Raw genomic sequence first — 25,868 nt, forward strand, 5'->3', positions numbered from 1 at the left:
GCAATTAACTGTTAAGGAGGCATGGTATGCTAAAGCTGGTATTTTTTGATGTAGAAGATTATGAAAAGGAATTTTTGCGGCAAGCTTGCGAGGGGAAGTATAACTACACGCTCATACATAACCCGCTTAACGACCTGGAAACAATACCTGATGAAATAAAAGACGCTGATGTGATTTCCTGTTTTACCACTTCGCGGGTTACAAGAGAAGTTCTTGAACAATTCGCACAACTAAGACTTATCGCCTTGCGCTCGGTCGGCTTTAACCATGTTGATACTGAATATTGTCAGGCGAATGGTATTACGGTTGAGAATACACCAAACTATGGCAACAAAAGCGTTGCAGAATTTGCTTTCGGGCTTATGCTTGATGTTACAAGACGTATCTCAAAAGCCTATTCGGCATTTAAAGAATTAAACGCCTGTCATAAATGTACAACAGGTTATGAACTTGGCGGTAAAACGATAGGTGTTTTCGGGCTTGGCGCTATAGGCAGGGAGTTTGCAAAACTTGCTTACGGTTTTGAAATGAATATTCTCGGTTTTGATATGTTTGAAAATCAGGAAATGAAGGAAAAATATAACGTTGAATACGTTGATTTTGGCACTATGCTTGAAAAGTCTGATTTTATCTCGTTGCATGCACCGCTAACCAAAGAAACTTATCATGTTTTTGACGAAGAAGCGTTTAAAAAAATAAAACCCGAATGTGTTTTAATAAATACTGCAAGAGGTGAATTGATTGATACACAGGCGCTTTATAATGCTTTGAGCAAAAAGGAAATTGCAGGCGCGGGGCTTGATGTTTTGGAGTCCGAAGAAGCAATTTCAGACCCTGAATATTTAATAGATGTTAACAGACTTCACGGCAATGCACTGAAAGATACGGTCTTGAACAACAGGCTTTTGCAAATGGATAACGTTATTATTACTCCGCATATTGCTTACAACACTCACGAAGCCATAGGTAGAATTTTATCCACCACAATAAGCAACATAGCCGCTTTTGCCGAAGGCAAAGTTCAAAATAGCGTGATAAAGTAGAAAAAGTACCTTACTGCCCTTCACAACCAAGGTTGCTGCTGTTTTTTTCGTGAAGCCAGCGTGCGAATAAAAAGTTTTCGTAGCTCAAACAAAATTGATACAGCGCATTTAACAAAACTTCTCCCGATTCGGAATTTGTTGTTATAATGCTTGAATTTTCCGTTATTTTTGTAACGCAAAGCTCTGTGTGGATAATATTTTCAACATGATTTTCAGGTTTTTTTGCAAGAATTTCTTTCAGCCATTTGTCTAAAAATATCAATGGCGAAGGTTTTTTCTCTTGTAAATTTAATGCTTCTGCAAAAGCCCCTATAATCAACCTAAACTATCCTTTCGTGCAAAAACTTTTTGGCATCTTTACCGCTGTAACTTGCAACAATTTGACCGTTGCCAAACAGCCTATATTTATAAATAGTTAAACCCTCAAGTCCTACAGGTCCTCTGGCGTGGGTTTTGTTGGTGCTGATTCCTACCTCTGCCCCGAAACCGTACCTGAAACCATCGGCAAACCTTGTCGAAACATTGTGATAAACCCCTGCAGAATCTATCAGGTCCATAAATTTGTCTGCAGAAGTTTTATCCCGAGTAATTATGCAGTCGGTATGTCCTGAACCGTAGCGGTTTATGTGGGCTATGGCGTCATCTGAGTCTTTTACTGTTTTGACTGAAACGATTTTATCGCCGTATTCGCTTTTCCAATCATCTTCGTTGGCAGGTTCTAAAGTATCATCTATTTCCAGGCATTTTTCGCAGCCTTTGACTTTAACCCCTTCATTTTTTAATGCCGCGGTCAATTCAGGTAAAAACTCTTTGCTTATTTTTTCTGATATCAGGATAGTTTCAACGCTGTTGCAGGCGCTTGGGTATTGAATTTTTGAATCAACGCAAACTTTTTTCGCAAGTTCGAAGTCCGCATTCTCGTCGATATAAATATGACAAATCCCGTCAGCATGTCCTAAGACGGGGATTTTTGTATTTGATTGGATGAATTTCACCAGAGAATTGCCGCCTCTTGGGATAATCAGGTCTATGCAATCGTCGAGTTCAAGCATTTTGCTGACATCTTCTCTGCTTTTGAAAAAGTTTATTACGTTTCTGGGGAAAGCTGCCACTTTATCAAGCGCCTGATGAATAAATTTTACAAGCGCTTCATTTGTCAGAACCGCTTCTCTGCCGCCTTTTAAAAGTACGGCATTAGCTGATTTAATGGCAAGAGCGGCTATTTGAACCACTACATCGGGACGGGCTTCAAATATCACGCCTATTACGCCGATAGGACAAGTTACTTTATAAAGCTCCAGCCCCTCATCAAGTTTCATAGCCCAAGTTGTTTGATTAACAGGGTCTTTTAAGTTCTTAACATCCAAAATCCCCTCTGCCATAGCATCGAACTTGGAATCACTAAGCTCAAGCCTGTCATAAATTGCCCTTGAAATTTCGCCATTGTCTAAAAGAGTTTGAGCGTTTTTTAAATCCTCTTTATTCTGCGCAATAATGTAATCTTTATTTGCGATTAATTCTTCATAAATTTTCTCAAGCGCTTTGTTTTTTATATTTTCACCCAAAGACGCTAATATCAAAGACGCCTCTTTAGCCAGTTTTGCTGTTTGTTTAATATCGTTTTGCATTAGAAACCCTTTCAACCGTTTAATAATATTCTAGCCTTTAATTTGTATTTTGTAAAAACTATCTTACGGAAATACCCAATGAACGCAAGGCGGCTTTTAGCTCGGGGATAGGCAGTGTGTTGTAATGAAAAATTGAAGCCGCAAGCCCCGCATCGGCGTTAGCTTTTTGAAAAACATCCGCAAAGTGCATAGGGTCATCGCCTGCTCCGCCTGAAGCTATGACCGGGATGTTGGAATTATCGGCAACAAGCTTGGTAACCTCAAGGTCAAACCCGTTTTGTGTCCCGTCTGTATCCATAGAGGTCAACAAAATTTCACCTGCACCCAACTTTTGGATTGTTTCAACCCAATCAAGAACTTTTATACCCGTGTTCTTTTGCCCTGCGTTGATAAAAACGTAAAATTCACCATCGATTTTTTTAGAGTCTATAGCAACAACAATGCATTGAGAACCAAATTGGCTTGATGTTTGATATATTAAGTCGGGGTTGTTAACAGCGGCAGAATTCAAAGAAACTTTGTCCGCTCCTGCGCTGAGCAAATTTTTTATATCCCCAATGGTCTTGATACCGCCGCCGACCGTAAATGGGATGAATACTTGATTTGCAACCTTTTCAACCATTTTTAATGTTGTAGCCCTGCCCTCATTTGTAGCTGTAATATCCAAAAATACAAGCTCGTCTGCACCTTCATCACTGTATTTTTTGGCAAGTTCCACAGGGTCGCCCGCGTACCTTAGATTTTTGAAGTTGATACCTTTTACCGTTTGCCCGTCTTTTACGTCAAGACAGGGGATTATTCTTTTTGCTAACATTTTTTTTCCTAAATTGTCGCTTTATTTTATTCTATACAAAACAAGTTTTTAAAACAAAACAAACAGTTTACAAGAAAAATTGAAGAGCTATAATAAAATAACATTCTCTCTGGCTACTGTATAGTAGTACTTTAAAAAAGGAGCAAAAAATTGCCAAATATTAAATCAGCAGAAAAAAGAGTATTGGTTTCCGAGCGCAACAGACTTAGAAATGTTGCTATGAAATCAAGCATTAAAACAGCGGTTAAGAAGGTTTTAGATGCATTAACAGCTAATAAAGACGAGGTCAAAACTTTATTAAACGATGCATATAAACTTTTTGACAAAGCGGTAGGCAAGGGTATTCTTCATAAAAATACCGCAGCCAGAAAAAAATCCCGCCTGACTAAGCATGTTAATAAAACTCTTGGCTAGAAAAATTTTAATGGGCTACCTTTGGGTAGCCCATTTTTGTGCAAATTTTTAAGAGGTGTTTGATGACAAAAATCCTTGTTGTAGATGATGATGAATCGATTGTAGAATTACTCAAAATAAATTTAAAATTAATCGGACATGATGTAATTACGGCATATGACGGTATAAAAGCCTATGCTCTTGCACAGCAGGAATTGCCCGACCTTATAATACTGGATGTAATGATGCCTAACGTGGACGGTTTTACGACAGCGCAAAAAATCAGAAATAACCCCGCTACAGAACACATTCCCATTTTGATGCTCACTGCCTTGAGTATGTTGGATGATAAAGTTAAAGGCTTTAATTCAGGAGTGGATGACTATTTAGTCAAGCCTTTTGAACTTGAAGAGTTGAAACTCAGGGTAAGAGCTTTACTCAAAAGGACAAATGCGCTGCCGCCTTCTTTGGCTAAACCGGAAATTTTATCAATCGGCGACATTACTTTAGACCCTGATAATTTGACTGTGATTATAAAAAACAAAAATATAAAACTTACGCCTATTGAGTTTGATATTATGAGTATTTTAGTTCAACATAACACGCAGACCGTACAAGCTCCCGTGTTTTTAAGAGAAATTTGGGGCTACAGCGAAGATGATGAGGTAAAGACGGTAAGAGTTCATATAAGACACCTTCGCTCAAAGATAGAAAAAACTACGGGACAAAACGGCTACATAGAAACAGTTTACGGCGGAGGATACAAGCTAAATCCTTCTTTGAAATAATCCTAATTTATATCGGGTCTTATTTTTTTAGCATCTTTCAGGTAAATATGCTTGATTTGCGTACGCTCTTTATCGGAATTGATTACCATCAGCACTCTTATACACATAGGGAGGCTGTTTTCTATGTCTAATTCCTGCATGCATAACAGCGGAATATCAGAAAAATTCAGTTTTTCTCTGACGCATTTTGCGGGATAGACCGCATTTAAGTCTTTTGTCATTGTGAAAATTACGTGAGAAACTTCTTCCAGGTTGAGAGCATTCTCTGAAATAACCGCTCTCATCATTTCCAAAGCCGCAGCTTCAATGGCAGAAACAGAATTTTCACTAACGGTAACAGCGCCTCTTACGGCAAGGGTTTTAGTCATAAGCTTTATCCTTAATTAAGACCAATCCACAAGTTTATTCTTGCACAAAAATGTACTTGCGCAAGTCTTATGACATTGGTCGTGAGCTGAAAAAATAAAATCCCGTACTTGCGTTGCGGTATTGATAATAAAAAACCACTACGTAGTAGTGGTCAAAATGTGGTGCCCTGAGCCAGACTTGAACTGGCACGAGGTGTGAGCCCCATTGGATTTTAAGTCCAACGCGTCTACCGGTTCCGCCATCAGGGCATAAACTAAAGTAGTTCAGTACTCATTATACCAAAAAATAATTTTTGTCCATAATAATTTTTGATAAATTTGTACTAAACCCAAAATAACATTATAATAAAAATATGAGGAGCTATAATGCTAAAGCGGATTTTACTTTTATTTTTTATAGCGGTTTTATTTGTACCATGTGCTTTTGCAGATGATGATGAAGGGAATTGGCAAAAGTATATTGATGTTTATGACAGCGGAGGACTGGACAAGCCCGTTACACAAAAAGAGTTTGAAAAGGCTATTGATACGGTTAAAGGCTTGCAGAAAAAAAAGAAGAAACCCAAGCTTAAAAAAGACGAATTTCCTGAACCTTTTGCAATTAACGAACCTATACAGGTTGATAACACTAATGTAGTCAAGGTTACATCAAGGCTTTATTATGACGGGCAAATTGTTCCTGTCGGTTTTTATAAAATCACTGCCAAAAAAGAGGAAGACGGTTTTTATATTAACCTTGTACAAGGACAAAGCGATATGGTAAAAGTTAAGGCGCAAAAAGTCAATTATATGAGCTTTTGCCCGACAAAAACAAACTGCATACAAACAGAAGTATACAAAGAAAAATACTTCAAAATTTATTATAAAGATATCGATAATGCTTTAGTCGGCTTTTTGGCAATTATGGATTAGCAATCTTCGCAGTCGCAGCCTCTGCAGACGGGAGCGCCGGACTCTCCTGCATAAACAGGCACAGGAACAGGTACGGGTATTTTTTTAATATCGGCGGAAGTTTTGCCTTTATATGCATCTACAAAGCTTAACAGCCTTAAAGTAGGACCTATGATTCCGGTAGCAGTCAATATAGCTGCTACTACCGGTAATTTTTTTGCATTTGCCCTGACTATTTCAGGAACTTGTTGAGCTGTTACTCCAAGACGCTTCATCACTGATTTGGTAGCAAATGCCGCCGCAATAGTTGATGCTACGGCAGAAAGCATATAAAACGCACCTTTTGAACCGTCATTGTTCATATATTGACCTAAGCCGGGAAGCACCAATGAGGACACAGCAGGCAAAAAACCGCCGGTGTTTTGTTCTTTTATGCCGGAAAAATTAACGTTATTAACATGGTTAATATTGTTCGCATTATATTTTGTCGGTGGAATTGGACAAACGTTCATAAATACCTCACTTCCCTCATTGAGCCTAAATTATATCATTAAAGCTCGTCCATTGTAAATCTTTATACGCAATTAAAGGTAAAAATTTGTCAGTTTGTAAATAAATCTTTACATCTGTTTGAAGGCGTTTTTGATGGATTTTTTGTAATCGGATTTTAAAATACCTTTTTCTGTAATTATACCCGCTATAAGCTCATTAGGGGTAACATCAAACGAAGGGTTTATGATATTTACACCCTGAGCGCAAATAGTTTTGCCGTTAATGTGGGTTACTTCCATAGGGTCGCGCTCTTCAATTTCAATTTCATCACCCGATTGAATAGTTGTATCTATGGTAGAAAGAGGGGCAGCTATGTAGAAGGGTACTTTGTGGGCTTTAGCCGCAAGTGCAACGGTATAAGTTCCTATTTTATTAGCGGTATCACCGTTTGCGGCAATCCTGTCTGCACCGACTACTACTACATCTATCATTCCTTTTTTCATAAAGTATCCGCACATACCGTCTGTAATAAGAGTTGTGGGTATATTATCCTCAATAAGTTCCCAGGTGGTTAGCCTTGCGCCTTGTTGTCTTGGCCGGGTTTCATCAGCAAATACCTGAATGGTTTTGTCTTTTTCAAACGCCGAGCGCACTACTCCTAATGCAGTGCCATATCCTACCGTTGCTAAAGCACCTGCGTTGCAATGCGTTAAAATGGTAGCGCCTTTGGGAATTATGGCTGCGCCGTTGTCGCCTATTTTTATATTAATGTCTATATCTTCAAGCTCCAGCTTTTTTGAATTTTCCCATATTTTCTTTACCAAATCTTCTACAGGAAGATTTGAGTTGGCTTTTGCAAAAGTCATTTGTTTATTAACCGCCCACTCAAGGTTCACCGCTGTTGGTCTTTGGGAAATCAGATATTGTGCTATGTCCGACATTTTATCAAGAAATACATTCATATTTCTTTCTTTTTTATTTTCTATTGCACCCAGTGTAAAGCCATGTGCGCCTGAAATTCCTATTGCGGGAGCGCCCCTTACAACCATTGTTTTGATTGCGTTTGCAACGTCTTTGTATGTTTTTAATTCTACGCTTTTATATTCATAAGGCAGCAGTGTCTGGTCAATTAATATAAGCGATTTATCCAACAGTGCTACAGGTTTAATATTCGATTTTAATGCCATGTCCTCTTCCCTTTTTCCCCATCTATGATTATTGTTCTTTCAAATATGATTGTTTGTCAATATGACAGATAGCAAAAAAATCTTTGTCGGGCTTTAATATAAGTCTGTATAGCCTGTTTAAATTTTAACATTATGCTTATAACACCTGTATCGATTGCAAAAAATAATTCTTTTCACCGTCAAGCCGAACATTCTAAAATATCAGAACGGGAATTCCGGCAGCAATATACTTATGCTCCTGCATTTTCAGGTCAGCAAAAGATATATTCTGATAAAATTAATGCATTAAAGCTTGAAATGCAGACTTATCCTCGGGATATTGAGTATCGCAGAAATCTACTTGAAAATGCAGGATTAAACCCTGATTTATATTACAGGTTAAGATCTGTCATAGGCAGCGGAGAAATTAAAGATATTATGGCTGATTATCAGCAAAAGCCCGAAGTTTACAGTGTTGGTGAAAATGATATTAATATTGCCGACAGGACAATTCGGGCTAATTTGCATATGCATACGGTAGCGTCAGACGGATTTTTAACGATTGAAGAGTTGTTGGGAAAAGCGAGCCTTTACGCTGATGAAGCTGCTAAAATTCACAAAGATAAAGCCCCTTTTACTATTGCAATAACAGACCATGATACTACAGAAAGTGCAGAAGAAGCGATTAAATTGATTTTTGCAAATCCCGATAAATATAAGAATTTAAGAGTGATTTTGGGCGCTGAAATTACAAGCTTTAATAACATAGCTGCTCATATTAAAGATAAACCCACCTGCACTCACATCCTTCTATATGGTATAGACCCTGGTGAAAAAGACTTTAAAAACTTCATAAATCATTATAAATCTTTAAAACAAACCTTATCAGGACGTATGATAGATGATGTTAATGCTGTTTACAAAGAATTTTTTGATGAAGGAGATTTTTACAACATTAAACAATTAAGAGAACAATACACTCCCGTTAGAAAAAATATTGTTGGAATTTATAACTACGTTAATGATTATGTGGTGACCAAAATGCTGGTTAAAGAGTCTGTGCTGAAAAATCCTGAATTGAAGCAAGAACTGGAATATCACGGTATTGATACAACGGTAGACGGTTTTATGAAAGAGATGCAGGAGTATTTTAATATTTATGATAAAAATAATAAACTTAGAAAACCCACAGCTGCTATAATTGAGGTAATAAGTATGTTTACTGTAGCACCTCAGGATACAATCAGAGATATGGTAGCGTCTGTTCCTTTGTCTCAAAAAGCCGAGGATTGTATAAAGCAAATCACAAAAAATCTGGAAAAATACAAAATAACTTTTGAGCCTCAGTATCATTATGTTCCTAAAATTCAAGATATTTATGCGGCGTTGCAGAATCAGCCTGATTCTCTTATCGGGCTTGCGCACCCTTTGGATTACGTGCAGAGGATTGAGTCTGATGATTTGAAGTATGAGGTTTTGGAAGAAGTTTATAAATATTTTAAGGAACATGCAAGGGATAAAGCCGCTTTTGCAGAGTCTTATTACCAAAGTTACAACGGGGCTTTGAGAGTTTTGCAGCATAAACCTGAAACTAAAGCTATCTTAGACGAGCTTGGCAAAGCTTACGGCTTATATCAAACAGGAAGCGGAGATACACACAGGATAAATATTTTTAAGAGGTATTATTAATAAAATAAAAAGCCGGCTTATACCGGCTTTTAGTTTCTCTCTAATTCTCTCTCTAATTGAATTACTTCCCTACCACTCTTGCCCTCTTGATGTTATTGGCCAATCCATTTGCCAAATCTACTCTCCCACTCTTCTCGTAAATCTTTGCCATTGATTCCAGGAATTTTACATTATCAATGTGAACTGTATTTTTTTGAATATCTTCCTGCAATGCTCTTTGTGTAATACTATTGGTTCTTAACCCTGCAGATTTTCTTGTTAAATTTGACGGACGCTGAACTAAACTTCTGTCGTATTGAGTCCGTATATTTTTTCTTTGCAGTCCTGAAACTCTTGCGTCAGTTTCAGGGAAAGGATTTTTGTTCCCGTAGGCTCTTAACCCGTAATTTAGACTGGAAACATTTGTTTTGGGAAGGATTTGTTTTGTTCCCATATCAGAGCCGATTAAACCGCGTCTTCTTTCCAGGTTAGCTCTTATTATTTCCTCTTCCTTTTCATTTTCATCTGCTATTTTAATGCTCACAGGCTTTGCAGTTTTGGTTTTTAGTTGGGATGCAATAAGCAATGCGAACATAATTGCAAAACTCATCATCCACCCGAAGTTTGAAGGTGTAATTAAACTTCTTATAAAATTTGAGTTTTTAAGTCTGTTTAACATTCCGGCTAATGTTGCTGTAGCAGCCGCGTCTTCGGCTTCTTCTTCATATACGGGAGCATATTCATTAAGAGGTTTGTTTACAAAAACAGTGTTTGCATAATTCTTTTCTTCCTGAACGGTATTCAGCGCTGTTTCGCCAAGTGTTACTTCGCTGCCTGAAACATTTTTACCCTGAATTGCAATCTGAAGACGTCCTTTATCAGCAGATTTAAGCATTACATGTTCAATACCTTTTGCATTGTTATAGACAGTGTTTGAATTTTTTGAAACTATAGTGTCCTTTAAATCTATAACGATATTGTTTTTTGAAGTGATTTTCTTTTCGTATGCTACATTTTTATCAGTGTTTAAAACTATTGCATAACTGCCGTTTTCGGATGGGTTAATTTCTACCCCTGACAATATAGCTTTTTCATAAGCACAAGCCGAACTCACCGCTAAAAATACTATGCTTGTTGCACAAAGTGATATTGTTTTAATTTTTGCTCTCGATATTTCCATTAGAACCTCACTACTCCCAAGACAACCCGTCTATATGAATAGAATAAACGTTTATGGTTCAAGGAACATCGACCCGAAGACTTATAGCTTATTAACCATATGGTCTATTTTGAAATTTTCATATGGTGCAAATCTTCCAAAGTAAACTCTAAGCTGATTTTTGTAGTTTAGTTGAATATTCTCTGAGCAAATTTAAACCGTTGCTTTCTATAGGCTGAGGTCCCAGAATTTTGGTGGGGATACCCGCATGATGTATTTTAGGAATAAGGTCTTTTGCTTTTATTTCTATAGGTCCGTTATGTGTATCGTCAGTATCATTGCAAACAAAATACAGTTCTTTATCAGCCCCTGTTTTAGCCGCAATAACCGTTATTTCATGACCGCCTATGATTTTTTTGTCAGAGTCGGTTTCGGTAATACCTATAATTACATTATGTCCTGATGAAAGTGATTTTAAAAGGTGATCGCAGATTACTTCAAAACCGGTATTGTAGCCTTGTAAAACAGCATTTTCATCTACATTTTGGTAAGTCATAGAGGTTTTTTCACCCTCATTATTTATGACAGTTTCCGTAAATGTTTTTTCAAACTCCGTCAGACCCGTGTTATTTGTATTTAGCTGCCCGTATCTTTTATCGGTTAATGAGTTGTAGGTTGATTGTGAACCCACCTGCATAAATGCCGATTGCATAAGTATGTCTACCGCGGCACGCTCGTTTTCTTTGTTGCCGTAGGTGCTTTGTACTCTTGCCCGTATTATGGCATCTCTGTCAGGCGCTATTTTTATATCCGCTGTATGCCAATCAGCATCCGTTATTTCAACGTTAAACATTTTGAACAGCTGCATTGCATCTATTATACTTGGCGTTACATCTGAATATTTTACTTTTGATATAACACCCATCTTGGGGCTTGTAAGTCCTTGGGCTAAACGTGCAAATTCTGCCGGTTTTTTATCCGCAAGGTTAAATTCAATACTTGCGGCAACACAGCTTGCGCTGTTTTGTACATTGATATCTTCTACCCCTTTGGGGTCATTGGGTTTGTCCTCAATGCCGGAAGAAAGCGTGCTTTTAATAACCTTTTCCTGTTGTTTTGATTTGATTACTTCCGTGGCTATTTCTGCCGGGATTGTGCTGAATTTTTGATTGATAATGAAAGGATTTGCCAATCTTTCGACGGTTTCCGAGAGAATTTTTTCTTTGCTTAGTCCGATAATTCTCGGCTCTTTGTAAATTCTGTAAAGATTTTCTATGGTTGAGCTTTTATCATTTGAATTTCTGTCTGATAGTCTTCCTGTCTTGTAAAGTAACTCAAAATTGGCTTTATCTTTGCCTTTTAATGTGCCTGATAATTCTTTGTAAGCTTGTTTTTCTTGTGCCGTAGCGAATTTGTTTGTTCCGACTAAATCCGAAAGTAAGCCGTTAAAAGACGGCGTTGTCTGAGCTGCAGTATTATAATCAGCGCTTCTGGCATGGGGCTTGTCCATGCTTTTTTCATAACGGTTTATAGCACTGTTTTGATAGCTGTTTACAGAGTTGATTATCATAAAAGACCAAGAAAATTACCTTACAATATTATTAAAACAGAACCTGTTTAAAAGTTGCCAATCCAAGCAGTATAAATATAATTATACGAAAATTTTTAATAATCCTCTTGCATTTTGATTTTGAGCAAATTATAATTTAAAGGCAAGTTGCGGGAGTAATTCAGTGGTAGAATGCTTCCTTGCCAAGGAAGATGTCGCGAGTTCGAGCCTCGTCTCCCGCTCCATAAAAAGACCCAATCATCAGGTTGGGTCTTTTTATGTACAGAGATAACGGATAGAAGAATTATTTGATTTAAATGGACATAATAGTCCTTTAAAAGCTGAAATAACAAGTGGTTTACAAAAATTTACAAAAAATACGTTTAAAAAAATAAAAGATGTTACATAAGTAGTATATAAGACTAAATAAGAATAGAGTAGCATGTCTAAGCTGATTAATATTTTGCTTATTGTAGTAATTTTTATGTTGGCTGGGTGCAATGATGTAAAGATGATTAAGCATAAAAGCCGCGTAAGCTCTATTGTGCATGAAGATAAGTACTCTATAGAACAAACAAGGAACGGGGTTTATATTTATAAAGACAAGAAAAAATACGCAACTGATAATACAAGCTATATAATACCTTTCGAATATCAGTAAATATATGTATATATAATTATATTTTTGTAATATACTATCAGTGTAGTTACATGAGGATGAACTATTGAATTTAGCACATGGCGGTTTGGAAAACCTTATTTTAAATGCAATTTGGAACAATGATAACTTGGAAATAAATTTGTTATCTGTAGCGAATATACAGGAAAAACTAAACAAGCTCAATGTTAAGAAAAAATGGGCATATACAACGGTTAAAACCGTTATGGACAGGCTTGTGGACAAAGGGCTTATAGACAGAGTTAAACTTGGTAAAAAATACCTTTATAAATCTATTATTCAAAAAGAAGACCTGGTTAGAAAAGCTATTCTGAAACTGTCCAAAGATTTCTTTAACGGTGATATTAACGCCATGAAATCAGCTGTAGAAAAAGTCGCAGCAAAAGAACAAGAATTATTGGTTCATGTCTTTAGATAAACAAGAAGTTTTAAAATCAAAAGCAAGAGAAGTTGTAGGAAATTTAATCTATAATGTCATTGCAAGGCAAATGACCGCACTTGAGGCGCTTAAATTATTTCCGAAATCTGTTGAAGATGATTCAATTAAAGTTGCCTGGCATGCTTTAGTCCATTTTGAGGCGGATGAAGATTTGCAAAGTAAGGATAAGTTGTATTATGAGCAGCAGTTCCTTTATTTGGAGCTGATTGCCAAAATTCTTGCGCAGGGCAAAAACATGCCTCAGAACATGCTCGATGAGTATATTAAGTATCATGGTGAAATAGTTTTACCTAAAAAAAACAGCGTTTTTGATAAACTTAAAAATCTTTTCAGATTTATTGATTAGCCTTAAAGTCCTGTAAATACTGCGTAAATATCCTTTCATTACGAGAGGATTATTTTTTATATACAAAATATAGCAATTTTTTCAAGGCAAATGTTTTTATTAAAGTATGAGAGCTAAGTAAAAACCACAAAGAGAAAATCAGAGAGAATTAAATAGAGATAATAGAGAAACTCATAAATACATACCTTACCTTACCTTATTTACCCTTTTACCCAACGGAATTACAAACACCTTGGGTCTTTTTTTGTGCAAAAGATTTAATAGTTTAAGAGGTGAAGAGGTGATTGGCACCCAAATCCAGCCATATTGAGCAGCAGGTCAGGCATTACCCGAGTTATAACTATTTAGCTACTATATTAACCAACTTTTTAGGTACAACGATTACCTTTACTACACTTAAGCCTTCCAGGAATTTTTGCACCCTTTCGTTCGCAAGAGCTATTTTTTCGCATTCTTCCTTGGATGTATTTTGGGGTACTTCAAGCTTATCTCTTGTTTTGCCGTTTATTTGAAGCACAAGCGTAATATTGTCGGCAACGGTATATTCTTCAACATATTTGCACCATGGTGCATCATGGATAGAGCCTTGCGCTCCCAAATTTTGCCATACTTCTTCGCTCAAGTGGGGAGTAATAGGCGCTAAAATTTTAATTAAAGTAATAACAGCTTCGTTTAAAACGCCTTTATCATTTCCACTATATTCGTTTTTTACTGCGGTAAAATCATTTATTGCATTTACAAGCTCTCTGATTTTACTTATTACTGTATTAAACTGGAAGGCGTTCTCTATGTCTTCGGTTACGCCTTTTATCGTTAAATGGGTTTTTAAGACAAGGTTTTTAGCTGTAGAATCCAAATCAGCATAATTGTAAGATTGGATGTTGATATCAAGCTTGTCTTGAACGCTTGCGATTGAGCGCCAAACTCTGTTTAAAAATTTGTAGCAGCCTTCAACACCTGCATCGCTCCAGTCAAAATCTCTTTCAGGCGGTGAATCGCTTAAGATAAACAGTCTTGCCGTATCCGCACCGTAGCTTTTAAAAATTTCATCCGGGTCAACGGTATTGCCTTTTGATTTACTCATTTTTGAGCCGTCTTTTAGTACCATACCTTGGGTAAGAAGATTTTTAAAAGGCTCGTCAAAATCAAGCAAACCAAAATCTTTTAGTGCTTTTGTGAAAAATCTTGAATAGAGCAGGTGCAAAATAGCGTGTTCTATACCGCCGACATATTGGTCCACACTAAGCCAATGGTTGACTTTATCTCTGTCAAAAGGAAGTTTTGTATTATGCGGGTCGGCATAGCGCAGGTAGTACCAGCTTGAGCAAATAAATGTATCCATTGTATCGCAATCTCTGGTTGCTTTCCCGCCACATTTTGGGCAGGTTGTTTCTACAAAAGTCGGCGAAGTTAATATCGGTGATTTACCTACCGCTTTAAAATCCACATCTTCAGGGAGCAATACCGGCAGGTCTTCTTCCCCGACAGGCTGTTCACCGCATTTTTCACAGTAAACTACGGGAATTGGCGCTCCCCAGTACCTTTGTCTTGAAATCAGCCAATCTCTCAACCTGAATTGAACTTTATGATATCCAAAGCCGTTTGCCTCTGCAAAATCGGTCATTGCCTTTTTAGCTTCGTTGTTATCCATTCCGTTAAACTGCCCTGAATTTACCATAATACCGCTGTCGACGTAAGCGTCTTCAAGCGGCTTATCATCTTTTTTATCGGGATTTTTAATTACTTCTATAACAGGAAGGTTGAATTTTGCTGCGAATTCGAAATCTCTTATATCGTGTGCGGGAACTGCCATTACTGCGCCTGTACCGTATTCTAAAAGGGCATAATCCGCTGTCCAAAGAGGTACTTTTTCGCCTGTGAAAGGATTGATGAGGTGGGTTCCCAACGCAACGCCTGTTTTTACTCTTTCGGTCGATAATCTGTCTATTTCACTGGCTTTGCGTGCCATTTCCTGATATTCTTTCACTGATTGAAGATTTTCAGCTGTTGTAAGAGCTTCTATGTCCGGATATTCAGGAGCTACAACAACATAAGTTATACCAAAAGCCGTATCGGGTCTTGTTGTATAGACAGGGATTTCAATCTCGGGGTTTTCTGCAAGTTTGAACTTCAAAATTGCGCCGGAAGACTTTCCTATCCAGTTTTTTTGCATTAATTTTACCCTTGAAGGCCAGCCTTCAAGCTTGTCTAAGTCTTCGAGCAATTTGTCCGCATATTCTGTGATTTTAAGAAACCATTGAGAGAGGTATTTTTTCTCTACGACTTCATCGCATCTCCAGCATTTGCCGTCAATTACCTGTTCGTTTGCAAGCACGGTTGCGCATTTGTTGCACCAGTTCACGGCGGCTTCTTTTTTATAAGCCAGACCTTTTTTATAAAACTGCAAAAATAACCATTGGGTGAATTTGTAATAATCGCTCGAGCAGGTAGCTATTTCTCTGTCCCAATCGTACATTAAACCCAAGGTTTTAAGCTGTTCTCTCATATAGTCAATATTTTTATATGTCCAGTCAGCAGGGTTTGCACCGGAATTGATGGCGGCATTTTCCGCAGGAAGCCCGAAACTGTCCCAGCCCATAGGATGCAACACATTATAGCCTTGCATTCTTTTCACACGGGCAATCATATCCGTTATGGTATAGTTGCGAACATGCCCCATATGCAGTCTGCCTGAAGGATACGGGAACATAGAAAGAGCATAATATTTTGGTTTTGGCGAGTCATCGGGAGTTTTGTTCAGTTGGGTTTCGTCCCAGATTTTTTGCCATTTTTTTTCAATTTCCTGAGGATAATATTGCTCTTTCATTCTTCATACATTCCTTTCTTTTATAAACCGTAAACTTTAGCTATTTCCTGATTTTGGTCTAAGTCAAATTTTGTATGAAGAGATTTTACCGCTTTATCAGCCTGTTGTTTATCAATAACACAGCTGATTTTGATTTCACTTGTAGAAATCATTTTAATATTAATTTGAGCTTCTGCCAATGCCCTGAACATATTAGCGGCAATCCCGGGTCTGTCAATCATGCCTGCGCCTACTATGCTTACTTTGGCAATATTTTCATCGATAAGAATTTCACCGGAGTTAAATTCTTTTTTAAATGCTTCTACAATTCTAAGAGCAGTTTGTAAATCATTTTGACCTACCGTAAAGTCAATATCGTTTGTACTGTCTGTTTTTGCATGTGTTTGGATAATCATATCAACGCTGACGTTGTTGTCAGCAAGTTTGCCAAACAATGCCGCTGCTGTACCCGGAGTGTCGGGAATGTGTGTTACCGATATTCTGATTTGAGTTAAGTCTGCCGCGACGCCGCTTACGGGTCTGTAAATTTCCATATCTTCTGCTCCTACTACTAATGTACCTAAATCGTCATGGTTAAAACTGCTTCTTACACGCAATTTAACGTCAAATTGTTTTGCTGTTTCAACAGAACGGGGATGCAATACTTTTGCGCCTACTCTTGCAAGCTCAAGCATTTCAGCATATAAAATTTTATCCAAACGTGTTGCATTTGAGACTACTCTCGGGTCTGCCGTATAAACACCATCCACGTCCGTATAAATATCACATCTGTCTGCATTTAATGCCGCTGCAATAGCTACGGCAGAGGTATCAGAACCGCCTCTGCCGAGGGTGGTTATTTCTCCTTCGGGAGTTACCCCTTGAAACCCTGCTACAACAACAATATTATCTTCGTTAAGTTTTTGCTTTAATTTATCTGTTTTTACATCAACAATTCTTGCTTTATTGTGAATATTTTCCGTAATAATACCTATTTGCATAGCATTTAAGCTTACTGCTTTATATCCTTTTTCTATTAATGCCATACTAAGCATTGCTATAGAAACCTGTTCACCTGTGGTTAAAAGTACATCAAGCTCCCTTAAATCAGGTTTTTGCGAGATTTCTTTGGCAAGTTCCATCAAATAGTTGGTGGTTTTTCCCATAGCTGATACAACTACTACAACCTGATTTCCTTTATTTTTTTCCTTAATAACACAATTGGCCACGTTTCTTATTTTATCTGCATCTGCTACAGACGATCCGCCGAACTTTTGTACTACTAAACCCATTGCTATCCACCTTAAAATCTTCTTCTAGCTTATAATATATAACTAAATTGACTATAAATCAACAAGTGCTTTCATTAACTTATGAATTTAGTAATAACCGATAAAAAGCAGGTGTTGATATATTAAGTGGAAACCAAAAGATTTTAGTAATACAATTATAGACATGGAAGGTATAATTTCGATATTTGTAATACAATTTTGGGCGTTGTTTCTAACTATAGATGCAATAGGCGTTACGCCTATTTTTATATCTTTAACGTCAGGTATTGACGCGGCAAGACGCAAACAAATAGCAAACAAAGGGGTATTGATTGCGTTTTTAATATTAGTGTTTTTTGCTCTTACAGGCTCTATTTTGTTGGATTTATTCGGGATATCACTTCCCGCATTCAGGCTTGCGGGGGGAATTTTGCTTCTTTTGCTTTCTATAGAAATGGTTCTTTCCAAGACAAAATCCGGCACAAATGAAGAATCGGACAGTGATATTGCGGTATTTCCGATTTCCATTCCTCTTTTATCCGGTCCTGCCGCCATTACTATGCTTATATTATTTATTAAACAGTCAAACGGTCTTATTTGGAAGAAGTTAATTGTTCTTTTGGCTCTGCTTTTAAATATGGTAATTGTGTGGGTATGCCTGAGATTTGCCTCAAAAATAAGCAAACTGATGGGGAATACCGGTGCAAATGTAGTTACAAAGATTTTTGGTATCCTTTTAACGGCGCTTGCGTGTCAGTTTATTATTGACGGAATTTTTGAAGCGATAAAATTAAACTGATTGTTGAAGTTCGTCTATAACTTCATCAACGTGTCCTTGAACTTTTACATCTTTCCAGGATTTTATAACATTGTTGTTTTCATCAAGTAAAAATGTAGAACGGACTATGCCCATATATTTTTTGCCGTACATTGATTTTTCGCTCCAGGCTTCAAATGCTTCGGCTAATTTATGTTCCGGGTCTGATAGAAGTGTAAAGTTAAGCTCGTGTTTATCCTGAAAACCTTTATGGCTTTTTATACTGTCAGGGCTTACGCCTACTACTTGCGCTAAACTTGTTAATCTATTAAAATTATCCCTGAAATCGCAGGCTTCCTGAGTACAGCCCGGGGTATTGTCTTTAGGGTAGAAGTATAGTACAAGTTTTTTGCCTTTAAAATCCGCCAGAGAATATTCTTTTTCGTTGCCGTCTTTGTCTATGCCTTGAAGTTTTAAATTTTCTATGCTCATTTTTGCCTCCTTTTAGTTATTTAATATAATATCAAATTTTATCCGATATTTAATCACCCTGATATAAATTTATGCTACCATAATTTCAGGAGAAAAGTCAGAAAAATGAAATTAAGTGAGTTTGATTATAATTTGCCGGAAGAATTGATTGCACAGTTGCCTGCGCACAAGCGTGAAAATTCCAGGATGATAGTTTTAAACCGCCACGAAAAAACCGTAAGCCATAAAAATTTTTTTGATATTGTGGATTTGCTTGATGAGAATGATGTTCTTGTTTTGAATAACACGAGGGTTTTCCCCGCAAGGCTTATAGGCTACAAGCCTACGGGAGCAAAAATAGAGGTTTTTTTGCTTAAACAGGTGGAGGCTAAAAAATGGGAAGCGCTGTTGAAGCCGGCCAAACGTTTTAAAATCGGTGATATTCTTGTGATAAATCAGGAACTTGGTGTTAAATTGCTTGATAAAAACGATGAAAAAGCGATGGTCGAATTGATTTATGACGGGGATATATTTGAAATTTTAAACGGAGTGGGGCAAATTCCACTACCGCCTTATATAGAACGTAAGCTTTCCGATAAAGACATAAAGAAGCTTGATTTTGAACGTTATCAGACAGTTTTTGCGCAAAGGAACGGTTCTGTGGCAGCACCGACGGCAGGGCTTCATTTTAGCGGGGAAATTCTTGAGAAACTCAAAAACAAAGGCGTGCAGATTGTTTATATTACTTTAAACGTCGGGCTTGGCACGTTTCGTCCCGTGAAATGTGAAAATATCCTTGAACATAAAATGGACAGCGAAACTTTTGAAATTTCAAAAGAGGCGGCAGACACTATTAATACCGCCATTGAGCAAGGTAAAAATATTACGGCGGTCGGAACTACCACCGTAAGAACGCTTGAAACAACTATGCAAAAGTTCGGCAAGATTATTCCCTGCAATGAAGCAAGCGGATTGTTTATTTATCCGGGGTTTGAGTTTAGAATAGTAAATAAGCTGCTTACAAATTTTCACCTGCCTAAATCAACTCTTTTGATGCTTGTGAGCGCGTTTGCGGGCAAGGACTTCGTCTTTGAAGCTTATGAGCAGGCTATAGAAAAAAAATACCGTTTTTACAGCTACGGTGATTGTATGTTTATTAATTAAGAGAGGTAATAATGAACTGTTACAGCGGAAAACTTACGACAAAACAGGAAAAAGAGCTGAAAAAACGGCTTGAAACAGACGGGTTTGAATTTGCTTCCGTGCAAAATGCGCTTTGGTCGGCAAAAGGTTCCGCCGTAAGCGTAACATACTACAAAAGTACCAAGCTTTTGGTGCAGGGCAAAGAATGTGAAGCTTTTGTGGGTAAATATCTGAAACCCTTGGGGCAGCTATCTTTGGGTGTAAATTTAGCCGCAGAAAATACCGAGCATTGTTTTACCTCATGGATTGGGACCGATGAATCAGGCAAAGGGGATTACTTCGGACCTTTGGTAACGGCAGGGGTTTTGGTTGACAGGGAACAAATAGCTGTTTTAAGCGAGTTTCAAATTCAGGACAGCAAAAAAATCAGCGACAGTATGATTGTTAAAATTGCACCAAAAATAAAAAAACACTGCGTTTTTAGCGTTGTGGTCATCAGCCCTGAAAAATATAATCAGCTTTATGACAGTTTTAAAAATCTAAATAAGCTTTTGGCGTGGTCGCATGCCAGAGCGATAGAAAATATCCTTGAGAAAAAAGACTGCCAAAACGTTATTTCAGACAAATTCGGTGATGAAAATCTTATTAAAAATGCGCTTTTTAAAAAAGGCAAAACAATAAATTTAATCCAGAGAACAAAGGCTGAAAGTGATATAGCAGTGGCTGCAGCGTCAATTTTAGCAAGGGAAGAGTATTTGAACAGAATGAAGCAGCTTGGTTTTGCTTATAAAATGGAGTTTTTAAAAGGCGGCAATGAAAAAGTCGATGAGCAGGCCCGTGAGTTTGTGAGAAAATACGGCGCTCAAAAATTGAACACCGTGGCAAAACTTCATTTTAAAAACACCCAAAGGGTTATTTAAAATCCAATAATTCTTTTTCTTCAACTTCCAAAATATCAGCAAGTTCAAATAATAGTTTAAGGCTTATTCTTCGTTTTGCTGTTTCCAACTTGGCAAGATGTTCTCTGCTTATCTGCAGTTTTTCTGCCAATGCATTTTGAGATAAGTTTTTTAATTTTCTAAAATAACTTATATTCTTACCCAACTTAATTAATTTTGTAGTCTCATTTGTCATATTTTATATTTTGATATATTATTCAGCATAAGTATGTAGCCTGAAAGAGAACATGATGAATAAAAAATTGAAAAAAGTAATAAAACTGTCTGATGAAATATTTAATTTAAGTACAATATTAAAAGGTTATTGTGAAGCGTATCATCAAGAATTAGAAGAAATGTTATATATTGCTTCTTTTAGTGAATACATATATAAAAAAATTGATTTGTTAAATTCAACTTTAATAAAATATAAAGCTGAAAAAAATAGACAATAATATAGAATTTATGATTGTGCCAAAGAGAGGAGTGATTAGAAGGATATTAAATTTGCCGGGCGCTGCTTTTATTTAGCTGCCAATTCCCTTTGCGGAACTCGTCCGCAGCCTCTTATTTCGTCGCAGTAGCCTTTGATGTCGCATTTTGGTACAAGGTATTCGCTTAACCAGTCTTCTTGCGCTATTACTAATTGACACATTTTTTTAAGCAAAGTCCTTATTTCAAGCTGAGCATTCGTGCATAGTCTTAAATTCGCTAAATGAATTAACTCTCTTAAATTTAAACTTACGACAAGCGAGCTTGTTGCAGCGTTAGGAAGGACACATCTTGCATCTTCGGCAGGAATGCCTGCTTCCACCATTTTGCCGTAAAATTCGGAGATTTGTGTCATTAGTTTGTCATATTCTTCTTTTAGCGCAGAATTGGCTATTTTAGGCGGAGTAACGTATTCGAACTGTTCTTTTTCCGTAACGTAACGTTGTGATTTTTGCGAAAAAGACATATGCCTGTGTCTTACAAGTTGATGGGTGCAGGCTCTTGACACGCCGCTTATTGCAAATACAAATTGGCAATGCTCAATAGTACTGTGGTGTCCCGAGGACAAAACCTTTTTAACCAAACCAAGCATTTTTTCTCTTGGTACATCTTCGTTGTAAATATTTATGGGATATAGGGCGCTGTAACATGTACGACATGCTGTATAGATTGTTTTAAGAGTATTTTGCGGATATGTTATCAAATCTACTATCGGGAATTTTTCACTCATATTTACTCCTCCTGTGTTTAAATATTTTACGAAAAAAAGCTCACATAAGTTTGTGAGCTTTTTGCCGGCTTTTTAAAAATAGCTCTCGTTATATTCAGGCTATTTTTTTTGGTAACGTTTTTTGAATTTTTCAACTCTTCCTTCAGTGTCAATAATTTTTTGTTGACCTGTGAAAAGAGGGTGGCAGTTGTTGCAAATTTCAACCCTAAGGTTGTCTTCTACAGAACCTGTTTCAATTTCGTTACCGCATACACAAACTATTTTAGTTTTTTTATATTCAGGATGTATTCCGTCCTTCATTTTTTTGTCCTCTCTTTGCTGCTTGCCATGTTAGTAAATCATAACACAAAAAACAAAGTTTCAAGCAATGATTTACATTTTGAGTTAATCAGACCTCTATTTGGTCTTTTATATAAAAGGGAGCTTTGCTCACTAAATCAGAGGTTTGAAGAAGACCTCTTCTTAGTTCCGAGTAAGAACCTGATTTAGAGTTAAAAGCATTTTTTAGAAACTCATAGGCAACTTTAGGGTCACAATTTTCGCCGCAGGTAAACAAATCTACAGCCGCATAGCCCAATTCAGGCCATGTGTGAATTGCCAAATGAGATTCTGATATTATCACAACTCCGCTTACGCCGTGCGGATTAAACATGTGAAAACAAGTTTGGACTACAGTAGCCCCGCATGCCACAGCGGCATCCGTCATTTTTTTCTCAATAAGCTCTAAGTTGTTTAAAACGTTAGGGTTGCAGTCAAAAAATTCTGCCAAAATGTGTCTGCCTAAGTAGCCGGTGACTTGTTTTTCAGGGTGTTGCATGTAATTGTTCAATTTGTGTCTTTACTCCATCATCCTTAATCTAATACGACATAGATTTTCTAATATCATAGAAAATACAATAGCATAAAAAAATTGTTACAACCAAAATATTTTGTAATAATATTTAAAGATTATGAATGGAGGCAAGGATGTTAAGCATTCACTACATGTTCAAGCGCATCAACTATGATAGGATCCCACTTGATGCCCGCTTCTTGTTTCAATATTTTTAAAGCTTCTTCTTTACTTAACGCTTTTCTGTACGGTCTTTCATTAGTCAATGCCTGATAAGCATCAGCTACTGCTATAATTCTGGAGCCTAAAGGAATGCTGTTACCGCAAAGTCCTTCCGGTTCGCCTCTGCCGTCCCAGCGTTCTTTATGGTAATGAATATACGGTACAACTTCTGAAAGGAAATTTATCTTCATAAGCAGATTTACACCTACATTCGGGTGGTTTTGAAGCTTTTCCCAATCTTCTTTTGAAAGCTTTTGTTTCTTTGTAAACAATTCTTCAGGCAGGGTGATTTTACCTATATTTTGAAGCATGCCCGCATAGTATATTAACTCTTTTGTTTTTTCGTTAAGTTCAAGATAATCTCCGATATCCCTGGTGGTTTGGGCTACTTTCATTGAGTGTTGGCTACCGTAGTGGCTCTTTTTATCTACGGAAGCGGCAAGAGTTTCTACAAAAGTCTGCTGTTCATCACTTAAATCGCCTATAATGGCAGTTAACTCGGTTCTCAAATGCCTTAATTCCATTGGGGTTACATCGTCATCTTTCAGGATATCGGTTGTTTCTTCAACTAACTTTTGAATGTTCATAGATGTCACAAATAATCTTGACGTTATTTTTACCAGGTCCAAAAATTCTTTTGCGATAACTTTTTTAGAATATGATTCGAGGATTATTATTCCGACTTTTCCTGAATTACTGCTCATTGGAATTATCATTGCCGATTTTACTTTGTCTTCTTTTAAGTCTTTAACAGGCTGCCAGTGGGGAGCTTTTGATACGTCATGCAGTTCTAAAATCTCATTGTTTTCAAAGCTTTCTATCACTGCATTATCAATGTCGGTCAACTTCAGCCCTATGTTTTTGTTGAAAATCTTTGGCGCATCTTCAATAGATGTACCTACTAATACCAGGTCATTTTCTATGTCTATAAGATTAGTATTTTCGTTCATCAAGAATATATGACAGGCATCTATATCAAGCATGTTTACTGTTGTTTTTGCAATGGAGTTGTATATTACAAAATCGTCATTGTTATTAAAGCCAAGCAAATTAAGAGTGTTGTCAATGGAATATATTGAAATAAGCTCTTGCAACTGTGTTTTTAGCTTTTCGCTGTTGTCTTTATCAGCATTGCCTATCTTCTGTGCTAATTCATCGCTTATAAAATATTCTGTCAGAAAATCTCCCATATTAAGCTCAAATATCGCTTCTATAGGGTCTACTTCCAGCTGACGGTTGCTCTTCATGTTATCTCCAAGATTTGTTGACATCCTAAAACCTAAAACTATTCCTTACACTTTTATCTATCGGCAAATTTGAAAAAAACTGAAGGGTTTTGAAAAAAAATCATACTAAAGTTTACATTTCTTAAAACTTTCTTATAAGTTTAAATTTCTTAAAGCCTTTATTTGAAGCATATATACAGGCATGTGGACATGAAAAAGCAATCTTTTTTTTCAAAATGTTTTTATATAAGTAAGGTGAATAAAGGAAATGGTCATGGGTACTGAAGGGATAAAAGGTATAACAGAAGTTGCGGTTCAACCGCCATTAGATTTCGTTAATAATACGGTTAACAATCTTTTCGGTTATACAAACCAAACATTATCGACAATATTTGACGGAACTGCAAGAGTAGTTGCGCCTTTGGCACAAACAGCAGCGAATCTGGGTGCGGCAATATCTCCAAACCAGTATGCATATTACGCTAATCCATACGCGTTAGCTCTGTATGCTCAACAAGCACCGGTCTACGCTGTTCCTGCTCCTGTTTATGCAGCTAATACTATTCCTTGTTATGGTTCAAATTTTGGGGCTATGTATAGTGATAATACTTTTGCAGGTATTGCCAATTCTATGCAAATGATGCCCGCTTATGATAAGTATAATATGATTAATTCAATTACTTCCGGCGGAATGGTTGATACATTCGGCGGCAGTGCAAGTGCTATGAATACTATGATGATGAACGGATATAACGGTTTTGGCGGATACGGATACTATGGCGGTAATGTTAGTGAAATGCCGAGAAATGGCTATAATAACCCATGTTCCACGGTGAATAACCCTATAAACAATACATCTCAAAACGGTCAAGCTTCGACAAGCTGGTATGAAGCCTACAGAAGAAGTACTAATTTAACAGATGAACAAAGAGCAATAGCTGCCAAGCACGAAAAGATTTCCCGTTTAACAGATCCAAACGGCAGCGAATACCAAAAGATAAAACTAAGTGTCAGTAAATTAAAATTGGCGCTTGAAACTAACGAAGAAGGCGTTGCAGAAGCAATGCTCCGCAATTTAGCTAAAAATCCTGAAGAATTGGCAGCGGTAGAACTTCTTTATGCTGCTGATACCCCCGGTAGTTCTTTAAGAAAAGATATAGTTAAAAACTTCAATTATTGGGGATTTGGCTGGATGGGCAACAGAACGGCTAAAGCGGATGAAATGTTAGGTCTTTTGAATAAAGTTGCTTTTGAACACCCCGGAAACTTCGCGTTAGCAATGGCAAATGCCACTGACGGTTGGGGCACTTACAAAGATATCGTTTCTTCATTAGTTCTGGATTCAAGATTTACAAAAGAATTTGCATACTGTGCAGATCAAGAATATACAGGGCGTACGGGCAGAATGATGTTAAATGATGTTAATAAAAAATGGACAGGTTATGGCGGCAACAAGACTGCCATACAGCAAAAATTAGCAATATAAATTTTCTCTTATAAATTTCTCCTCTTAATTTCTCTCTTAATTATCCTTAGCCCTCATCGAGGGTTTTTTTT

General features: G+C 37.1%; 29 protein-coding genes and 2 tRNA genes. 14 read left to right on the top strand and 17 right to left on the bottom strand.

All coding sequences use genetic code 11. The features are described from left to right. The first annotated feature begins 26 nt into the window (after positions 1–26). Entirely contained in the window at positions 27–1,043 is a 1,017-nt protein-coding gene (locus PHX18_01915) for an NAD(P)-dependent oxidoreductase (GenBank protein ID MDD3593362.1), read from the top strand. Between the two features lie 10 nt (positions 1,044–1,053). On the opposite strand, the gene PHX18_01920 is transcribed toward PHX18_01915, so the two are convergent. From PHX18_01920 to hisF, 3 genes are read right to left on the bottom strand one after another with little or no spacing between them, the layout of a single operon-like run. Beyond that, positions 1,054–1,362: a hypothetical protein gene (locus tag PHX18_01920; GenBank protein MDD3593363.1), complete on the bottom strand. Its 309-nt coding sequence runs from the start codon at positions 1,360–1,362 to the stop codon at positions 1,054–1,056. A 1-nt stretch (position 1,363) separates the two neighbouring features. Beyond that, the gene (locus PHX18_01925) at positions 1,364–2,671 is read right to left on the bottom strand and encodes a glutamate-5-semialdehyde dehydrogenase (GenBank protein MDD3593364.1); all 1,308 of its coding nucleotides are present in this window, start codon (positions 2,669–2,671) and stop codon (positions 1,364–1,366) included. 58 nt (positions 2,672–2,729) lie between these two features. Continuing rightward, a complete protein-coding gene (gene hisF / locus PHX18_01930) occupies positions 2,730–3,485 on the bottom strand; it encodes an imidazole glycerol phosphate synthase subunit HisF (protein ID MDD3593365.1) in 756 nt (251 codons plus the stop codon). A 150-nt stretch (positions 3,486–3,635) separates the two neighbouring features. Between hisF and rpsT the strand changes: the two genes are divergently transcribed. Together rpsT and PHX18_01940 are read left to right on the top strand one after the other, a co-directional pair. Further along, entirely contained in the window at positions 3,636–3,899 is a 264-nt protein-coding gene (gene rpsT / locus PHX18_01935) for a 30S ribosomal protein S20 (protein ID MDD3593366.1), read from the top strand. Positions 3,900–3,961: 62 nt separating this feature from the next. Then, the gene (locus PHX18_01940; GenBank protein MDD3593367.1) at positions 3,962–4,666 is read left to right on the top strand and encodes a response regulator transcription factor; all 705 of its coding nucleotides are present in this window, start codon (positions 3,962–3,964) and stop codon (positions 4,664–4,666) included. 2 nt (positions 4,667–4,668) lie between these two features. On the opposite strand, the gene aroH is transcribed toward PHX18_01940, so the two are convergent. Together aroH and PHX18_01950 are read right to left on the bottom strand one after the other, a co-directional pair. Then, complete coding sequence (gene aroH / locus PHX18_01945; GenBank protein MDD3593368.1) at positions 4,669–5,034, bottom strand: chorismate mutase; 366 nt, start codon at positions 5,032–5,034, stop codon at positions 4,669–4,671. Between the two features lie 160 nt (positions 5,035–5,194). Beyond that, a tRNA-Leu gene (locus tag PHX18_01950) sits at positions 5,195–5,283 on the bottom strand. 117 nt (positions 5,284–5,400) lie between these two features. Here PHX18_01950 and PHX18_01955 point away from each other — a divergent pair. Further along, the gene (locus tag PHX18_01955) at positions 5,401–5,946 is read left to right on the top strand and encodes a hypothetical protein (GenBank protein MDD3593369.1); all 546 of its coding nucleotides are present in this window, start codon (positions 5,401–5,403) and stop codon (positions 5,944–5,946) included. On the opposite strand, the gene PHX18_01960 is transcribed toward PHX18_01955, so the two are convergent. Continuing rightward, entirely contained in the window at positions 5,943–6,437 is a 495-nt protein-coding gene (locus PHX18_01960; GenBank protein MDD3593370.1) for a hypothetical protein, read from the bottom strand. The genes PHX18_01955 and PHX18_01960 overlap by 4 nt on opposite strands. A 108-nt stretch (positions 6,438–6,545) precedes the next feature. Then, a complete protein-coding gene (mtnA, locus tag PHX18_01965) occupies positions 6,546–7,604 on the bottom strand; it encodes an S-methyl-5-thioribose-1-phosphate isomerase (GenBank protein MDD3593371.1) in 1,059 nt (352 codons plus the stop codon). Positions 7,605–7,736: 132 nt separating this feature from the next. Here mtnA and PHX18_01970 point away from each other — a divergent pair, with 132 nt between their 5' ends. Continuing rightward, a complete protein-coding gene (locus PHX18_01970) occupies positions 7,737–9,272 on the top strand; it encodes a hypothetical protein (protein ID MDD3593372.1) in 1,536 nt (511 codons plus the stop codon). Between the two features lie 61 nt (positions 9,273–9,333). On the opposite strand, the gene PHX18_01975 is transcribed toward PHX18_01970, so the two are convergent. Both PHX18_01975 and PHX18_01980 read right to left on the bottom strand, forming a co-directional pair. Continuing rightward, a complete protein-coding gene (locus PHX18_01975) occupies positions 9,334–10,431 on the bottom strand; it encodes an AMIN domain-containing protein (GenBank protein MDD3593373.1) in 1,098 nt (365 codons plus the stop codon). A 148-nt stretch (positions 10,432–10,579) separates the two neighbouring features. Beyond that, positions 10,580–11,980 carry a hypothetical protein gene (locus tag PHX18_01980; GenBank protein ID MDD3593374.1) on the bottom strand — a complete coding sequence of 467 codons (1,401 nt, stop codon included), beginning with the start codon at positions 11,978–11,980 and terminating at the stop codon, positions 10,580–10,582. Positions 11,981–12,129: 149 nt separating this feature from the next. On the opposite strand from PHX18_01980, the gene PHX18_01985 reads away from it, so the two are divergent. From PHX18_01985 to PHX18_02000, 4 genes are all read left to right on the top strand, one after another. After that, positions 12,130–12,204 (top strand) — tRNA-Gly (locus PHX18_01985). Positions 12,205–12,401: 197 nt separating this feature from the next. Continuing rightward, the gene (locus tag PHX18_01990) at positions 12,402–12,620 is read left to right on the top strand and encodes a hypothetical protein (GenBank protein MDD3593375.1); all 219 of its coding nucleotides are present in this window, start codon (positions 12,402–12,404) and stop codon (positions 12,618–12,620) included. Between the two features lie 64 nt (positions 12,621–12,684). Next, positions 12,685–13,056 (top strand): BlaI/MecI/CopY family transcriptional regulator, encoded by a 372-nt coding sequence (locus tag PHX18_01995; protein MDD3593376.1) that lies wholly within the window; start codon positions 12,685–12,687, stop codon positions 13,054–13,056. Further along, entirely contained in the window at positions 13,043–13,423 is a 381-nt protein-coding gene (locus PHX18_02000) for a hypothetical protein (GenBank protein ID MDD3593377.1), read from the top strand. Before PHX18_01995 ends, PHX18_02000 begins: the two co-directional genes overlap by 14 nt. A gap of 340 nt (positions 13,424–13,763) precedes the next feature. On the opposite strand, the gene leuS is transcribed toward PHX18_02000, so the two are convergent. Beyond that, the gene (gene leuS / locus PHX18_02005; protein ID MDD3593378.1) at positions 13,764–16,250 is read right to left on the bottom strand and encodes a leucine--tRNA ligase; all 2,487 of its coding nucleotides are present in this window, start codon (positions 16,248–16,250) and stop codon (positions 13,764–13,766) included. 20 nt (positions 16,251–16,270) lie between these two features. After that, a complete protein-coding gene (locus PHX18_02010) occupies positions 16,271–17,521 on the bottom strand; it encodes an aspartate kinase (GenBank protein MDD3593379.1) in 1,251 nt (416 codons plus the stop codon). Positions 17,522–17,684: 163 nt separating this feature from the next. Between PHX18_02010 and PHX18_02015 the strand changes: the two genes are divergently transcribed. Then, entirely contained in the window at positions 17,685–18,299 is a 615-nt protein-coding gene (locus PHX18_02015) for a MarC family protein (protein ID MDD3593380.1), read from the top strand. On the opposite strand, the gene bcp is transcribed toward PHX18_02015, so the two are convergent. Next, positions 18,291–18,749, bottom strand: a complete 459-nt coding sequence (bcp, locus tag PHX18_02020; GenBank protein MDD3593381.1) for a thioredoxin-dependent thiol peroxidase — start codon at positions 18,747–18,749, stop codon at positions 18,291–18,293. The two genes, PHX18_02015 and bcp, sit on opposite strands and share 9 nt — an antisense overlap. A gap of 105 nt (positions 18,750–18,854) precedes the next feature. Between bcp and queA the strand changes: the two genes are divergently transcribed. Both queA and rnhC read left to right on the top strand, forming a co-directional pair. Next, entirely contained in the window at positions 18,855–19,892 is a 1,038-nt protein-coding gene (queA, locus tag PHX18_02025) for a tRNA preQ1(34) S-adenosylmethionine ribosyltransferase-isomerase QueA (protein ID MDD3593382.1), read from the top strand. An 11-nt stretch (positions 19,893–19,903) separates the two neighbouring features. Further along, positions 19,904–20,791, top strand: coding sequence for a ribonuclease HIII (gene rnhC / locus PHX18_02030; protein MDD3593383.1), 888 nt, complete (start codon positions 19,904–19,906; stop codon positions 20,789–20,791). Here rnhC and PHX18_02035 read toward each other — a convergent pair. Beyond that, positions 20,784–21,005 (bottom strand): helix-turn-helix transcriptional regulator, encoded by a 222-nt coding sequence (locus tag PHX18_02035; GenBank protein ID MDD3593384.1) that lies wholly within the window; start codon positions 21,003–21,005, stop codon positions 20,784–20,786. The genes rnhC and PHX18_02035 overlap by 8 nt on opposite strands. 52 nt (positions 21,006–21,057) lie before the next feature. Between PHX18_02035 and PHX18_02040 the strand changes: the two genes are divergently transcribed. Next, the gene (locus tag PHX18_02040; GenBank protein MDD3593385.1) at positions 21,058–21,264 is read left to right on the top strand and encodes a hypothetical protein; all 207 of its coding nucleotides are present in this window, start codon (positions 21,058–21,060) and stop codon (positions 21,262–21,264) included. Between the two features lie 68 nt (positions 21,265–21,332). Here PHX18_02040 and thyX read toward each other — a convergent pair whose 3' ends face one another. The 4 genes from thyX to PHX18_02060 form a co-directional block, all read right to left on the bottom strand. After that, the gene (thyX, locus tag PHX18_02045; GenBank protein MDD3593386.1) at positions 21,333–22,031 is read right to left on the bottom strand and encodes an FAD-dependent thymidylate synthase; all 699 of its coding nucleotides are present in this window, start codon (positions 22,029–22,031) and stop codon (positions 21,333–21,335) included. Between the two features lie 99 nt (positions 22,032–22,130). Continuing rightward, positions 22,131–22,331, bottom strand: coding sequence for a 50S ribosomal protein L31 (gene rpmE / locus PHX18_02050; protein ID MDD3593387.1), 201 nt, complete (start codon positions 22,329–22,331; stop codon positions 22,131–22,133). An 88-nt stretch (positions 22,332–22,419) separates the two neighbouring features. After that, positions 22,420–22,860 (bottom strand): adenosylmethionine decarboxylase, encoded by a 441-nt coding sequence (gene speD / locus PHX18_02055; GenBank protein ID MDD3593388.1) that lies wholly within the window; start codon positions 22,858–22,860, stop codon positions 22,420–22,422. A 140-nt stretch (positions 22,861–23,000) separates the two neighbouring features. After that, a complete protein-coding gene (locus tag PHX18_02060; GenBank protein ID MDD3593389.1) occupies positions 23,001–24,332 on the bottom strand; it encodes an HD domain-containing protein in 1,332 nt (443 codons plus the stop codon). 253 nt (positions 24,333–24,585) lie between these two features. Here PHX18_02060 and PHX18_02065 point away from each other — a divergent pair, with 253 nt between their 5' ends. Continuing rightward, positions 24,586–25,797, top strand: coding sequence for a hypothetical protein (locus PHX18_02065; protein MDD3593390.1), 1,212 nt, complete (start codon positions 24,586–24,588; stop codon positions 25,795–25,797). Positions 25,798–25,868: the final 71 nt, after the last annotated feature.

The sequence above is a fragment of the Candidatus Gastranaerophilales bacterium genome (assembly GCA_028696075.1).
Classification (GTDB): Bacteria; Cyanobacteriota; Vampirovibrionia; order Gastranaerophilales; family JAILCC01; genus JAQVHS01.